Source organism: Dendronalium phyllosphericum CENA369 (assembly GCF_016056275.1).
GTDB classification, from domain to species: Bacteria; Cyanobacteriota; Cyanobacteriia; order Cyanobacteriales; family Nostocaceae; genus Dendronalium; species Dendronalium phyllosphericum.
The window spans coordinates 1-13,633 of record NZ_JAECZA010000103.1 but is presented as its reverse complement, the minus strand read 5'-3'; the positions used below and the strand labels follow the sequence as shown (position 1 = coordinate 13,633).

The 13,633-nt window shown below is 43.5% G+C and carries 15 protein-coding genes and 1 tRNA gene; 8 read left to right on the top strand and 8 right to left on the bottom strand.

The window, feature by feature from the left end:
* Nucleotides 1–8: 8 nt before the first annotated feature.
* Nucleotides 9–317 (bottom strand): helix-turn-helix domain-containing protein, encoded by a 309-nt coding sequence (locus tag I8752_RS19240; RefSeq protein ID WP_214433903.1) that lies wholly within the window; start codon nt 315–317, stop codon nt 9–11.
* Nucleotides 318–379: 62 nt separating this feature from the next.
* On the opposite strand from I8752_RS19240, the gene I8752_RS19235 reads away from it, so the two are divergent.
* On the top strand, nt 380–529 hold the full coding sequence (locus I8752_RS19235) for a VWA domain-containing protein (RefSeq protein ID WP_214433902.1): 150 nt from the start codon (nt 380–382) through the stop codon (nt 527–529).
* 110 nt (nt 530–639) lie between these two features.
* Here the strand turns inward: I8752_RS19235 and I8752_RS19230 are convergent, their stop codons facing one another.
* Complete coding sequence (locus tag I8752_RS19230; protein WP_214433901.1) at nt 640–942, bottom strand: hypothetical protein; 303 nt, start codon at nt 940–942, stop codon at nt 640–642.
* A gap of 196 nt (nt 943–1,138) precedes the next feature.
* Here I8752_RS19230 and I8752_RS19225 point away from each other — a divergent pair, with 196 nt between their 5' ends.
* The gene (locus I8752_RS19225; protein ID WP_214433900.1) at nt 1,139–1,396 is read left to right on the top strand and encodes a hypothetical protein; all 258 of its coding nucleotides are present in this window, start codon (nt 1,139–1,141) and stop codon (nt 1,394–1,396) included.
* 218 nt (nt 1,397–1,614) lie between these two features.
* Nucleotides 1,615–2,474, top strand: a protein-coding gene (locus I8752_RS19220) for an IS5 family transposase (RefSeq protein WP_404827106.1) whose coding sequence is annotated in 2 segments (ribosomal slippage) — nt 1,615–1,980 and nt 1,983–2,474 — 858 coding nt in all. Because the reading frame shifts where the segments join, the coding sequence is not laid out codon by codon here.
* Nucleotides 2,475–2,714: 240 nt separating this feature from the next.
* On the opposite strand, the gene I8752_RS19215 is transcribed toward I8752_RS19220, so the two are convergent.
* The 3 genes from I8752_RS19215 to hisF all read right to left on the bottom strand — a co-directional run bounded on the left by I8752_RS19215 (nt 2,715) and on the right by hisF (nt 3,948).
* Nucleotides 2,715–2,787, bottom strand: a tRNA-Ala gene (locus I8752_RS19215).
* Between the two features lie 91 nt (nt 2,788–2,878).
* On the bottom strand, nt 2,879–3,070 hold the full coding sequence (locus I8752_RS19210; protein WP_096558845.1) for a hypothetical protein: 192 nt from the start codon (nt 3,068–3,070) through the stop codon (nt 2,879–2,881).
* Between the two features lie 110 nt (nt 3,071–3,180).
* The gene (hisF, locus tag I8752_RS19205) at nt 3,181–3,948 is read right to left on the bottom strand and encodes an imidazole glycerol phosphate synthase subunit HisF (RefSeq protein ID WP_214433899.1); all 768 of its coding nucleotides are present in this window, start codon (nt 3,946–3,948) and stop codon (nt 3,181–3,183) included.
* Between the two features lie 154 nt (nt 3,949–4,102).
* Here hisF and ruvB point away from each other — a divergent pair, with 154 nt between their 5' ends.
* Nucleotides 4,103–5,200 carry a Holliday junction branch migration DNA helicase RuvB gene (gene ruvB, locus I8752_RS19200; RefSeq protein WP_214433898.1) on the top strand — a complete coding sequence of 366 codons (1,098 nt, stop codon included), beginning with the start codon at nt 4,103–4,105 and terminating at the stop codon, nt 5,198–5,200.
* An 84-nt stretch (nt 5,201–5,284) separates the two neighbouring features.
* Here ruvB and I8752_RS19195 read toward each other — a convergent pair whose 3' ends face one another.
* Nucleotides 5,285–6,154 carry a proline iminopeptidase-family hydrolase gene (locus I8752_RS19195; protein ID WP_214433897.1) on the bottom strand — a complete coding sequence of 290 codons (870 nt, stop codon included), beginning with the start codon at nt 6,152–6,154 and terminating at the stop codon, nt 5,285–5,287.
* Between the two features lie 213 nt (nt 6,155–6,367).
* Here I8752_RS19195 and I8752_RS19190 point away from each other — a divergent pair, with 213 nt between their 5' ends.
* Nucleotides 6,368–7,174 (top strand): tetratricopeptide repeat protein, encoded by an 807-nt coding sequence (locus tag I8752_RS19190; RefSeq protein ID WP_214433896.1) that lies wholly within the window; start codon nt 6,368–6,370, stop codon nt 7,172–7,174.
* 61 nt (nt 7,175–7,235) lie between these two features.
* Here I8752_RS19190 and I8752_RS19185 read toward each other — a convergent pair whose 3' ends face one another.
* Both I8752_RS19185 and I8752_RS19180 read right to left on the bottom strand, forming a co-directional pair.
* Nucleotides 7,236–8,693 carry an alpha-amylase gene (locus tag I8752_RS19185; protein WP_214433895.1) on the bottom strand — a complete coding sequence of 486 codons (1,458 nt, stop codon included), beginning with the start codon at nt 8,691–8,693 and terminating at the stop codon, nt 7,236–7,238.
* Nucleotides 8,694–8,869: 176 nt separating this feature from the next.
* Nucleotides 8,870–9,664 (bottom strand): TIGR01548 family HAD-type hydrolase, encoded by a 795-nt coding sequence (locus I8752_RS19180; RefSeq protein ID WP_214433894.1) that lies wholly within the window; start codon nt 9,662–9,664, stop codon nt 8,870–8,872.
* A gap of 320 nt (nt 9,665–9,984) precedes the next feature.
* Here I8752_RS19180 and I8752_RS19175 point away from each other — a divergent pair, with 320 nt between their 5' ends.
* From I8752_RS19175 to I8752_RS19165, 3 genes are all read left to right on the top strand, one after another.
* A complete protein-coding gene (locus I8752_RS19175) occupies nt 9,985–11,367 on the top strand; it encodes an efflux RND transporter periplasmic adaptor subunit (RefSeq protein ID WP_214433893.1) in 1,383 nt (460 codons plus the stop codon).
* A gap of 89 nt (nt 11,368–11,456) precedes the next feature.
* Nucleotides 11,457–13,076 (top strand): efflux RND transporter permease subunit, encoded by a 1,620-nt coding sequence (locus tag I8752_RS19170; protein WP_225895760.1) that lies wholly within the window; start codon nt 11,457–11,459, stop codon nt 13,074–13,076.
* Nucleotides 13,077–13,129: 53 nt separating this feature from the next.
* Nucleotides 13,130–13,477 carry a hypothetical protein gene (locus I8752_RS19165; protein ID WP_214433892.1) on the top strand — a complete coding sequence of 116 codons (348 nt, stop codon included), beginning with the start codon at nt 13,130–13,132 and terminating at the stop codon, nt 13,475–13,477.
* Nucleotides 13,478–13,633: the final 156 nt, after the last annotated feature.

Genomic DNA, 13,633 nt, shown 5'->3' with positions numbered 1-13,633 from the left:
ATACAGAATTATCCGAAAAATAGAAGATACGCTGATTTAGTCAGCGTATCTTCTATTTTTCGGATAATTCTGTATGCCGTAGACTCATTTACTCCCCAAGATTGACCTATATGGAAGTATGTTCGGTATTCTCTCCAATATTCTAATGTCATCAACAATTGGTCTTCTAAGCTTAATTTACCCGGTCGCCCTGTTTTCTGTTTTGTTCGATGAAGCGATCGCACTACCTCTAACATCTCGTTAAAAGTATCTGGACGTACACCACACAAGCGTTTAAAGTCTTCTGATTTCAGGCTCTTTACCTGTTCGTAGGTCATCTATGCTACCCAACTCTCACCTACTTGTCCCATGCATCTAGGACTTTTGCAAGAGGTCTAATATGAATGGTCGCATTATTGATAATGCCAATTTTTTCCATGTAGATGATTTAATAAAAATTACAGATGAGCAATTGTATGAAAGATTACTAAACGAATTTCCTGCTTGGATTAGAGAGGCAAGGGCTAAAGGTATATTGAGTGCTTCGTAATGGCAGTCATTGTATGAGTCTATTTTCTAGCCCCGCAATTTGGAAAAAGAAAAAAAAGAGACGGGAATAACCACGTCTCCAGGTGATGGAAAATTTATTTGTCAAAGCTTTTACGCTGCATCTGCGACTAGCAAGCCATTAACAGCTATGATGATCAACTGCGCTTGCGAAGACGTATCGCAACAAGGTCTGTCATCACTATTACAAGGCTGCGCTATCCATTTACCCTCCAGATTTTGATAAAAAGTGCCTAGCAATTGCCAACCGTGCCAAACTCGATAAAGTTCTCCAAAATCATCGGTCACGGAATCAATCTCTATTTCTGGTGGTGCTGGGTCAGTTAATTGGTCAACGTATTCTTCAAACTCTGATTTAGTCAAAGTTTGGTCGTCAAATACCTGTTGTGTAATCATGTGAATAACCTCACTGATGGGGTTTTACAAAAGGCGATCGCATGGTTTGGCGACTGGGCGATCGCTTTTGTTTAGTTACTATATTGTAATTACTTGTTACTACTAAAACAAGGGCGTTACTACAAAATTTCGCAAACCCTGCAAAATTGAGGTAAATAGAGTTATTACAGATTTAGGGTTTGCAGCGATAAATAACATGGCAAAACGTCAGACAACAAAGCTGAACAATCAAATCATCGTCAGAATGGATGATGAGACAAAGGAAGCTTTTATGAATAAAGTTCAGTCTGAAGGGAAGACAGCTTCGGAATTAATTATGGGATGGATTCGTTCTTACCTTGCAGAGGAGCGTCACGAAGCACCGGATTTAAGCACAATGCACAGGGACTTAGAGAACCTAAAGCAACAAGTTGCAGTAATTCAAAACGAACTCTTGGGAAAAATCGCAGCCTGAGAGATGAAAATGATTCTCTCAGGCGATGGATAGACGAAATTATTAATTCTGCACCCAGGATTTCAAAAGACCCGTCAGACACATGACGGGTTTGGTTTTCTTAAAGCTAAATATCGTTATTACTAGTATATATAAGTAGTAACTAAAGCCTAGGGGGTGTTTTAAAACTCGATAAAATAATATTGAATACTAAAAATTAACGAATTTAGCATTGACTTATGATCCTTCCACCGCAAAGTCGGGGTGACTTGAACGAGCGACAATGGAAGCGCCTGATGCCACTGCTTCCAGATCAAAAACCAAAAACAGGCCGTCCAAACAAAGATCACCGGACAATGATTAACGGGATGTTGTGGATTTTACGAACCGGAGCGCCGTGGCGTGACTTACCAGAACGTTATGGAGAATGGGAGACTGTAGCAGGCAGATTTTACCGTTGGCGTAAAAGTGGAATCTGGCAAAAGATTTTACCATCCTTGCAGCAACAAGCTGATGCTTCGGGACAATTGGATTGGAAAGTGCATTATGTAGATGGCAGTGTTATTCGCGCCCACCAACATTCGGCCGGAGCAAAAAGGGGGAGCTAAACCCTCAAAGTGAGTTGTCAGAAATTGAGCAGGTACAGCAAAGAGAGGCTTTGGGACGTTCTAAAGGTGACTTTAGCACCAAAATCCATTTGCGTTGTGATGGTAATGGCAAACCGATTACATTCTTGCTGACTGTTGGTGAACGACATGAAGCAGTTGTGTTTGAGCAATTAATGGAGCAAGGAGCAGTAAAACGCTTCAAAGTTGGTCGTCCACGCCTCCGTCCTGCTCGAGTAGTCGGCGATAAAGGTTATAGCAGCTTCAATATTCGTCACTATTTACAGCGGCGTGGCATTCGCTTCACCATTCCACGTCGGTCGAACGAACGCAGACGCGGTAAGTTTGATAAATCCATTTATCGTCAAAGAAATCACGTTGAGCGATGTTTTAACCGTCTAAAGCAATTTCGTCGGATTGCTACACGCTATGAGAAGAAAGCTGATAACTACCTTGCAATGTTGACTCTCGCTTCTATCATTCTTTGGCTATAGTTTTAGTTTTAAAACACGCCCTAATGTCTCATAATACATTAGAGCTAATGTATGTATCTGACGACGAATGTACCTTTTCTTTGGACAAAAATTCTTTAAAACTGGTTTCAACTCTGGACAAGAATTTTTTAAAATTGGATTAATCGCTGAAAGTAAGGAAAATAGGTAATTTATGTCCATTACATTGGTCAAGTTGGACAAAAAGTCTTTAAAACTGACAATAAATATTTAATGTACAAATGGAGCTAAGCGGGTTCGAACCGCTGACCTCTGCAATGCCATTGCAGCGCTCTACCAACTGAGCTATAACCCCTTATAGTGCTTATCTATAATGACCTAAAATTCTGTATTTGTCAAGTTCATTTTGCGGAATGTAAAGAATTTCATCGAGAACTCAGCATTTGCTAAGAAACTTGCAACAAGTAACTCATACAGTGCCCCATGAGAAAGTACACTACTAACATGGCGGCAGCAGCTAAAGCAACTAATGTACCAGCCAGCATCAGAGAAAACTCTTTATTAGCGTAGGCTTTTTCCATCAGGTGCAGCGACCATGCCACCAACGCCACATCAAATAGTAAAATAGGAATCAACATAATTCTTAATATTTATTAATACTTGTACATTAATGTTAACACTATTTTTTACAACTGTGTCTAACCTAGGATAGATGTGGTTATTTGTTGAGCATGATACCAAGTCAATATTATAACCGCACTGGAATGTGGCGATCGCGCAAGTAATTCTTAATCTGTGCCACGCTTAATTGCCCATAATGCAGTAGTGATGCTAGTAATGCAGCTTCAGCCTTGCCTTTCGTGAGTGCTGTGTAGATGTGTTCGCAGTTACCCGCACCGCCAGAGGCAATAACTGGAATTTCTACAGATTCAGCGATCGCACTTGTCAACCCTAAGTCATAGCCAGCTTGAGTGCCGTCAGCATCCATACTTGTGACTAGTAGTTCTCCTGCGCCTCGTTTTTCGACTTCTTTTGCCCAAAGTAAAGCATCTAAGCCAGTATTTTCTCTACCACCCCTCACATACACATCCCAGCCGGGATTATTGGGGTCAACTCTGCGCCTAGCATCAATAGCAACAACTATGCACTGATTGCCAAAGCGATCGCTTGCCCGATTAACCAAGTCTGGGTCGCGTACTGCCGCAGAATTAATACTAACCTTGTCTGCTCCAGCTCGTAACAAAGCTTTAACATTTTCTAAGGATTGGATACCACCACCCACAGTTAGGGGAATAAAGACCTGTTCGGCAGTGCGGTACACCACATCGATAATAGTATCCCGGTCTTCATGAGTGGCTGTAATATCCAGAAATACTAACTCATCTGCACCAGCTTCGTTATAAACCTTTGCCAGTTCTACCGGATCGCCTGCATCCTTAAGGTCAACAAAGTTAACTCCTTTAACAACTCGTCCCGCCTTCACATCTAAGCACGGTAAAATTCTTTTAGATAACATAACAACTTTTTTACTTTTGGGTAATTAGCCGGAATTTAAATTTTAAATTGGCGTGTGTATTCCCAAACGAAAATTTTTGCACCCGTGCTTATTCCCATTATTGCGGTGTAGACGGCGCTCGAACAGTCCTTAAGTCAAAGTTGATAGCTGAATTATGGCGATAATCTCCTCGAAAAAACAGCCTCCAGAACCCAACGGACAGCCAAAGCAGCGCCGAGAATCGGCGAAAGCACCGTCCAAGGAAAACATTTTGCAACCTGAAGCTGCTGTTGATGAAGGTAAGCAAGAAGAGAGTATCCGACCACAACGATTTGCCGATTACATTGGGCAAAAAGATTTAAAAGATGTGCTGGACATTGCCATTAAAGCAGCCAAGTCTCGCGGTGAGGTGCTGGATCACTTGTTATTGTATGGGCCGCCAGGACTGGGTAAAACCACAATGGCGATGATTTTAGCATCCGAGATGGGGGTAAATTACAAAATTACCAGTGCGCCAGCGCTAGAACGTCCTAGAGATATTGCCGGGCTACTGGTGAACCTCAAACCCGGAGACATCCTGTTTGTGGATGAAATTCATCGCCTCTCGCGGATGACAGAAGAAATTCTCTATCCAGCAATGGAGGATTATCGCTTAGATATTACCATCGGTAAAGGTTCGAGTACTCGCATTAGAAGTGTACCACTGGCAAAATTTACCTTAGTGGGAGCCACAACTCGCGTGGGTGCTTTGACTTCACCACTACGCGATCGCTTTGGCTTAGTACAAAAATTGCGCTTTTACGAAGTTGACGAACTGAGCAAGATTGTATTGCGGAGCGCTCAATTACTGCAAACTCCCGTCACAGAAGACGGTGCTACAGAAATTGCCCGTCGTTCTAGAGGTACGCCGCGTATTGCCAATAGGTTACTCAAGCGGGTACGCGATTATGCGGAAGTCAAATTATCTGGGGAGATTACAGAAAGCGTTGCATCTGAGGCATTACAACTATTTCAAGTAGACCCCTGCGGCTTAGATTGGACAGACCGCCGTATGTTGAGTGTAATCATTGAACAATTTAACGGTGGCCCTGTGGGATTGGAGACAATTGCCGCCGCGACTGGTGAAGATACCCAAACTATTGAAGAAGTGTACGAACCTTACTTGATGCAGATTGGGTATTTAAGCCGGACTCCTCGTGGAAGAGTAGCCACAAAGGCAGCATACAAGCATTTAGGCTTTAAGCCCCCCAACGAACAGTTATCCTTGCTGTAGTTGAAGGATAACGTTACGCAAAGGCAAGGCAGCAACGTGCTGCCTGTCTTAACATAAGTGCAATTTTTTGAGAGTAGCTGAATTTTAGTTTTTATCCTCGACCGCTGCTATAAACTCCGAAACAGCCTTGATAAACTTTTCATGCTCTTCTAAATGAGGTAAATGCGAACTCTCTTGAAATATGAGCCATTTGGAGCCAGCAATTTTCTGATGCAATGGCTCGACACAGGCTGGAGTCACCTGGTCGTAACGACCACTAATTAACAATGTCGGTATTTGAATTGTTGCGAGTTTTGGGGTAACATCCCAATCCATAATCTTACCAGCACCTCGAAAGTCTCGACCAACTTTTTGATAAGCTCGTTGCACAGAATCTGGTAAGGGGTTTAAAAGACAAAAGTGACGTTGTTTAAAAACTTCCATTGCAGCCTGATAGGCTGGAGAATCAGTTTTTCCCTCAGCTTCACTCTCTTTAATAACCTGATACACATCAGGAGGTAATTCTGACATGAGGCGATAAGCTTCACTGACAAATTGTCGAACATTACTAGGAGTGTTTGACAAAATTAAACTCTCAATTCCTGATGCTCCTACTAAAGTATGTTCTAATGCTAAACATCCTCCCCAAGATTGACCTAACAAATGAATTATTTCTAAACCTAAAACTTTTCTGACATGAGCCAGTTCTTCTTGAAAATAAGCAATTGAATAGATAGAGGGATCGGTAGCTTGTTCCGAATTACCGCAACCTAGTTGATCGTAGAAAATTACCGAACGTCCTGTAGCAGTTAAATCTGACAAAGATTCAAGATAATCGTGGGGAACGCCAGGGCCGCCATGTAAACAAAGAATAGGAATTCGCCGATCGCTAGTATTAGTCGTTGGGTCAAAACGACCGTACCAAATTTTATGATTTTGAAAATGAAGAAAATCTTCGGTAAATAGATGTTTCACGAAAGTAATCCTTATAAAAAGGCAACAAGTAAAAGCCTCAATAGCAGCGGCTTCCTTGATTAGCATTTTACGTGTAATGATATCTACTTACTAGTTTGAAAAATGACACTTCAAAATTATGATTAGGAATTTTTGAATTAAGACTTGCTGATTGGACAGACTTTCGCCATGATAAATTGTGTTCGCACCGCAGATGGACACAGGTAAATCCAGATGATTAAGTTGATTGGTATTGTTCTTGGTCTGTTACTTGTGTTTGGCTGGGGTACACCAGTTATGGCACAATCCCAAAAGCCCAACTTTACTCAAGAGCAATTACAACAAGGAGACGAGTGGGCAAATCAGGCTTTTGCCGCCACAAATAAAGGTGATTTTGCCACAGCTGAACAGTATTGGACAAAGATTATCGAGCAATTTCCCACTAATGCTGGAGCATGGAGTAATCGGGGAAATTCGCGGGTGAGTCAGAATAAGTTACAAGAGGCACTCACAGATTACAACAAAGCCGTAGAACTAGCACCGAATGTCACCGACCCGTATTTGAATCGGGGTACAGCATTAGAAGGGTTAGGAAAATGGTCAGACGCGATCGCTGATTACAATTATGTCCTAGAACTCGATCCTAAAGATGCGATGGCGTACAACAATCGAGGTAATGCCAAAGCAGGTTTAGGAAAATGGTCAGATGCGATCGCTGATTACAAAAAATCAACCGAAATCGCCCCGAATTTTGCCTTTGCCCGTGCTAATTACGCTCTCGCTCTTTATGAAACTGGTGAAATCGACCCAGCAATTCGGGAAATGCGAAATATCGTCCGTAAATATCCGAAGTTTGCCGATATGCGCGCCGCCCTGACAGCAGCTTACTGGGTAACTGGACAAAAAGGCGAAGCCGAGAGTAACTGGGTGGCTGCTTACGGACTTGATACGCGCTACAAAGATATTAATTGGGTGAAAAATATCCGCCGTTGGCCGCCAAGTATGGTAACAGCTTTGGATAAATTCTTAAAACTTCAGTAAAAGTAGGAAATAAAGAAAAAGATAAACAGCTTTTACCTTTTTCTTTTCTTCCCAATCGAAACTACTTTTGCAACCAAACTGAGACTGAACCGCCAGGACAGGAAAAATCTCCCCATCCATCATTATTGGTATAAACGATATCCTTGATATGCCCAGTAGCATCGTAAAAAGCTGCGTTGGGTCGGAACATATTCATCCACTTGTTCCCTGGTTCGCTATTAGTCAGCACCACAGCCATTGCTCCTGGATGTTCCCTGTTACCCAAGCGCGTCCAACCGATAGTATTAGGATGGTCAAAGTAATCGTGTTGGTCGCCAAAACTGTATTCTTGACGCGCTTTGATAAACTTGTCAATCAAAAAACGGTGAGAGTAAAGGGTAGCATCGCGTCCTTTGTCGTGATACTGCGCTCCGTAATAGTCTGCATAAAAAACGCAAGGATAACCTTCGCGGCGCAGCAAGATTAAGGCATACGCCAGAGGTTTAAACCAAGGTTCTACAGGAGACTCTAGCGATTGACAAGGTTGGGTATCGTGATTTTCAACAAAGGTGACAGCTAGGGCTGGTTGTTCTTTTACTAGGGTTCTGTCAAAAATTGAACGCATATCAAAACTATTGCCCTGGCGACTGGCTTGGTGAAACTTGTAGTGAAGTGGCACATCAAACAACGCTAACCGCCCTTCACTAGCAGTAATGTAGCCATGTAAAGCATCGATATCTTGCGACCAGTACTCGCCGACACTAAACAATTCCCGCCCACCAAAATGAACTCGCAGGTGGTTCAACCAATCGCGGAAAAAGGTGGAACGGATATGTTTAACAGCATCAATGCGAAAGCCATCTACGCCTGTAGTATCAACAAACCAACGCCCCCAATACATTAACTCGCCGCGCACAAAATCGTTACTTGTATCCAAGTCGTTAGCCATCAAATAGTCAAAATTGCCGTGTTCGTGGCTAACTTCTGTCTCAAAGTGCTTATCCTTAATGCGGTAGAGCTTGTCTGCTCGTTGCGTATCTGCGTTGTAGGATAATGAATCAAAGCACCACCAATACCACTTCATGCTGGAGTATTTATCTCCACGACTAGAAAAATTGAACTTTGTATATGCTCCAATTTCATACCAGTCGCTAACTGGACGGTTGCGGTCATTCCAATCCATTTCCTGCGCCAAGATGCGTTCTATTTCATCACCACCATCTTTATGGTTGAAAACCACATCGGCGTAGATTTGAATGCCAGCATGTTGGGCTGTTTTAATAGCTGCTAAGTATTGTTCGCGCGTTCCGTATTTTGTCCGAACAGTACCTTTTTGATCGAACTCACCCAAATCAAACAAATCGTAGACTGCGTAGCCAACATCCCATGTTCCACCACTGCCCTTGTAAGCTGGCGGTAACCATAAGGCTGTGAAGCCTGCATCGGCTAGCTCATTGGCTGTTTTATCCAGCTTGTCCCATAAAGTACCATCATTTGGACAATACCAATGGAAATACTGCATTATTACGCCGTTGGTCATGCGATCGCCTTGATAAATTGTTTCATTTTCTAGATTTCAGCAAGAAATCTTAGGTGATAGGGTAAGCCTTTTCTATCAAGTAATAGGTTATTTACCTAAATTATTTTAGGTTTCATTGATGACTTAATAGCGTAGGTAAATACTAATTCAACCAAATCATGAGTGTGACTTATATTTCAAGGCAATATTTCTTGTATTTTAGCTGGATTTAGTTTTTCGACATTGGTTAAAACTACTACTGCTCCTGCTGCTAATAGCGTTTCTCCATAAGCATCGCGACGCGCTGGTGTTTCTTGGACGTGAGGCGGTAAAACACCAACACCAATCCAAGTGCGGTGAGGATCTAGCTCTCGCGCTTTGACTACAGTGTACATATCAGCTACGGTATCTCCAACGTAGATGATTGCTGGCGTTTCATCCAATCCCTTTTCTAGCTGCTCAACAGTGGCAAAAAGTCCTGTGGGGTCTGGTTTTCCTGGCGCATCCTCCATCGCAATCAATACTGGGGACTGCAAACCGAGACGTTTTTCTAATATATAGTTAGCAGAACCACGGGTAGCACCGCTGAAAAATCCCCAAGCAATGCTAGCTCGTGTTAATTCTTCTAAGTAATGAGGTTGTAATAATAAGGGTTCATCACAGATATATCCTGTCCAATGGTCAGGATCTGTACCTCGGTAACGCGACTGAAAGAATGCAACAATGGCGTTGTAGTCCAGTTGTAGTTGCTCGCGGGGCTGTCCTTGAGCGCCAAAGTAGCGATAAATTAGTTCTTGAGACGCTTCCCAATCGTTATTCCAAATGCCTTCAGATTTCAGTTGGTCAATATCTAGTGGTGTCGGACGATACGCTTGCTTGGTAAAATGCTCTACAGTATCGGCGATCGCTCGGCGATAAGAACCACTAACATCGCGTACAACGCCATCAATATCGAAAACAACAATCGCTTTTGTTGATAATTTTTCAGTCATAGGATGGTGGATTTGAGCATTTAATATAAAAAGATACAATCTTTAAGTATATTTACTTTAATCAACCCAGATATGTAAAGTTTGTCAGAGAAAAGGGGAAGGATCTTAAACAGCACACTTTCCGTCTTCTTTTTGCTTCCAGAAAAATCCTATTTTCAAGGTAAATCTCTGGCAAAAAACGATTTTCCTCAAAAAGGGGTATGACAAATAATTGTTAGTAAGCTAAACCTTAGATAGACTAACAATAAGTTAATCTAAATAACCTATTGCATTAAATTGCGAAAACTGCGATCGCTCTCCCTTTCTCCTAGATTTTTGATATGCGCTGTTTAGTCTCTGTTCGGGTAACAAAGCCTTCTTTCTTAATTGCTCAAATCGTACCTCGCTTTCATGGTCTAACACAAGGAGGACGGTTCTGGCTGCTAATCCTGGGTCTACCTTATTTGTGTGCTGCTTGTAATGCTTCCGAAGCCCAATCGAGTAAACAAGCAGCAGCAAAAAATCGACCTGTGCCTGTGGTAGTTGCCACGGTGACACAAAAAACAATCCCTATCTTGCTCAAGGCTACAGGAACAGTGGAAGCATATTCTACGGTATCAGTCAAGTCCCAAGTCGGGGGACAACTTACTAATGTCTATTTTCAGCAGGGACAGAACGTAAAAAAAGGAGACTTGTTATTTCAAATCGATTCCCGCGCCTTACAAGCAGCCTTAATGCAAGCTAATGCTGCCAAAGCAAAAGATTTGGCGCTAGTGAAACAGGCACAAGCAAACGTTGTAAAAGCGATTACTCAAGTGAGCCAGTCTAAAGCTAATGTAGCCAAAGATGTAGCTCAGGCAACAAATGCAGATGTGCAGGCTCAACGCTACACCACTTTGCTCAAGCAAGGGGCAATTAGCAAAGAACAGGCGGATCAGTTCCAAACCACTGCTGATGCTCAACGGGCGACAGTCAAGGCAGATCGAGATGGAGTAGCTAATGCTCAAGCAGCAGTAGCGGCAGCCCAAGCAGACGTACAAAATGCTCAAGCAGCAGTAGCAGCAGATGAAGCAGCAATTGACAATGCCAAAGTTCAGCTTTCCTACAGTTCCATTTACTCACCAATTGCGGGACGCACAGGTAGCCTGCAACTCAATCGAGGCAACTTAGTGCAGGCGAATGCCACCGATCCGCTAATTACAATCAGCCAAGTCCAACCGATTTACGTCAACTTTTCAATTCCCCAACGACTACTACCAGACCTCAAAAAGTACAGTACTAACGGCAAACTAGAAGTTGATGCCTTACCTCCAAAAGACCCAGGGCATCCAGAACGAGGTGAACTGACATTTGTCGATAGTGGAGTCAACACCCAAACAGGCACAATTCAACTCAAGGGAACATTTGCCAACAATGACGAGCGACTCGTTCCAGGACAGTTTGTCAATGTAGTACTCAAGCTTACCGAAGAGCCAAATGCCATTACCGTACCTACCCCAGCAGTCCAGAGCGGACAGCAAGGATCGTTTGTATTTGTAGTCACCAATAATAAAGCAGAAGTGCGTCCAGTGACCGTAGGTGATGCTGTTAATAGCGAAACAGTAATCAAGCAAGGTCTCAAATCAGGAGAGCAAGTAGTCACTGATGGACAATTTAACTTGGTAGCTGGTTCTACAGTGCAGGTGAAACCAGCAGTAGGAAGTAATACTAATTCTTCAAAATAAAGCTACAAATGCAAGCTTAGAAACCCAAATAAAATCTAACTTTCTGAATTACGAATTACGAATTGGTACAAGAGGCAGGAAGCAAATCAATGAATATTTCCGAGCTATTTATCCGTCGCCCAATTATGACGACCTTAGTTATGGTCGGTATTTTGATATTCGGGGTGATGAGTTACCAATTATTGCCTGTTAGCGACCTGCCTAATGTAGATTATCCCACACTCCAAGTATCAGCTAGTCTACCCGGAGCCAGTCCAGAGACGATGGCTTCTTCGGTAGCAACTCCTCTAGAGCAGCAGTTTTCTAGCATCGCGGGTGTGAGTTCAATGACCTCCACTAGCTCTTTGGGTAGCACACAGATTACGCTGCAATTTGACTTAAATCGAGATATAGATGGGGCGGCACAGGACGTGCAAGCAGGCATTTCCAAGGCAGCAAAGCAGTTGCCTACGAATATGCCCACCCCTCCATCCTACCGAAAGGTAAATCCAGCAGATCAGCCAATTCTTTATATCTCCCTCAATTCCTCAATTATGCCGCTATCGACCGTAGACAAGTACGCTGAGACACAGCTGGCACAACGTCTATCGATGGTGGATGGGGTGGCGCAAGTGCAGGTGTACGGTTCCCAAAAATACGCGGTACGGATTCAGCTTGACCCGGAATCGTTGAGTGCCAAAGGGATAGGAATCGATGAAGTAGCAACTGCCGTTTCTAACGGCAATGTCAACCTCCCTACTGGCACACTTTATGGTAAGGAGCAAAATTATACAATCCAGGCAAACGGTCAACTTACTGATGCTGCAAGCTATCGCTCTTTGACTGTCGCTTATCAAAATGGTGCACCAGTACAGCTAGGTGAACTAGGTGAAGTGCTGGATAGTGTGGAAAATGACAAGGTGGCAAGTTGGTATTTTGCGAGTGGAGGAAAGAAGGAAGGCAGGAGAGCAGGGGAGCAGAGGAGCAAGGGGGCAGAGAAGAAATCTCAAATCCAAAATTCTGGTGTGCGGGCGATCGTTTTGGCAGTTCAGCGACAACCGGGAACCAATACGGTGAAAGTGGTAGATGCAATCAAGAAACTGCTACCCACCTTTCGCAAACAAGTTCCAGCTGCTGTCAATATCAATATTCTTTACGATCGCTCCCAGTCAATTCGGGAATCTGTAGACGATGTGCAGTTCACGCTGTTATTAACGATCGCCCTCGTAGTACTGGTAATATTTTTGTTTCTCCGCAATCTTTCGGCTACAGTTATTCCCAGTTTGGCAGTACCGCTTTCTATTGTGGCGACCTTCGGTGTGATGGTGCTGTTAGGTTTCTCCTTGGATAACTTATCGCTGATGGCGTTAACTCTCTCAGTGGGCTTTGTGGTAGATGATGCTGTGGTGATGCTAGAGAATATTGTCCGCCACATGGAAATGGGCGAGAGCCGCATGGAAGCAGCGCTAAATGGCTCTAGAGAGATTGGCTTCACGATTTTGTCTATGACCATCTCCTTAGTAGCAGTATTTATTCCCATACTGTTTATGGAAGGTATTTTAGGGCGACTGTTCCGCGAGTTTGCTATTACTATCAGCGTTGCGATTCTGGTTTCTGGCGTGATTTCTCTGAGTTTGACACCAATGCTTTGTTCGAGATTCCTGCGTCCACCGCATCACGAGCAGGGGAGCAGGGGAGCAGGGGAGCAGGGGAAGCAGAGGGGAGAATAATTCTTAAATCTTGTACTAGACGCGATTAATCGCGTCTCTACAGCACTAAATTTATGCTCACAACTAACGAATTGCGCTGGTTTTATCCTGGTAGAATACCAGAAGACATTGAATTTTGGTTTTGGCAAATTTGTCCGAGCGACCAAATGCGATCGCCCCAAGAGCGAGAAGACAAATATCTCTATACTCCTGAGTGTGATTACCTGGGAATCAAACTACGGCAAGGACGGCTGGAAGTGAAATGGCGCAAAGCCGAATTAGGTGTATTCAGTTTTGGGGAATTCGTACAGGGCAAGGCAGAAAAATGGGGCAAGTGGCTGTGCGACGATCCCACAAAAGAAAGTTTTCATCTTGCCCAAATTTCGAGCAGTTCGTCTTGGATAAAAGGGAGTAGGGAGTAGGGATTGGGGAGTAGGGAAACTAAGCCGCCCCCTTCGGGGCGGGGTTTCAACCTATCTTGTGCAATACAAGGATTTTTCGCGCCACTTGCGGGCGAGGCTTTAACCTTTTTCGGGGCTAATTTCTTCCCCTACTCCCTACTCCCTACTCCCCACTCC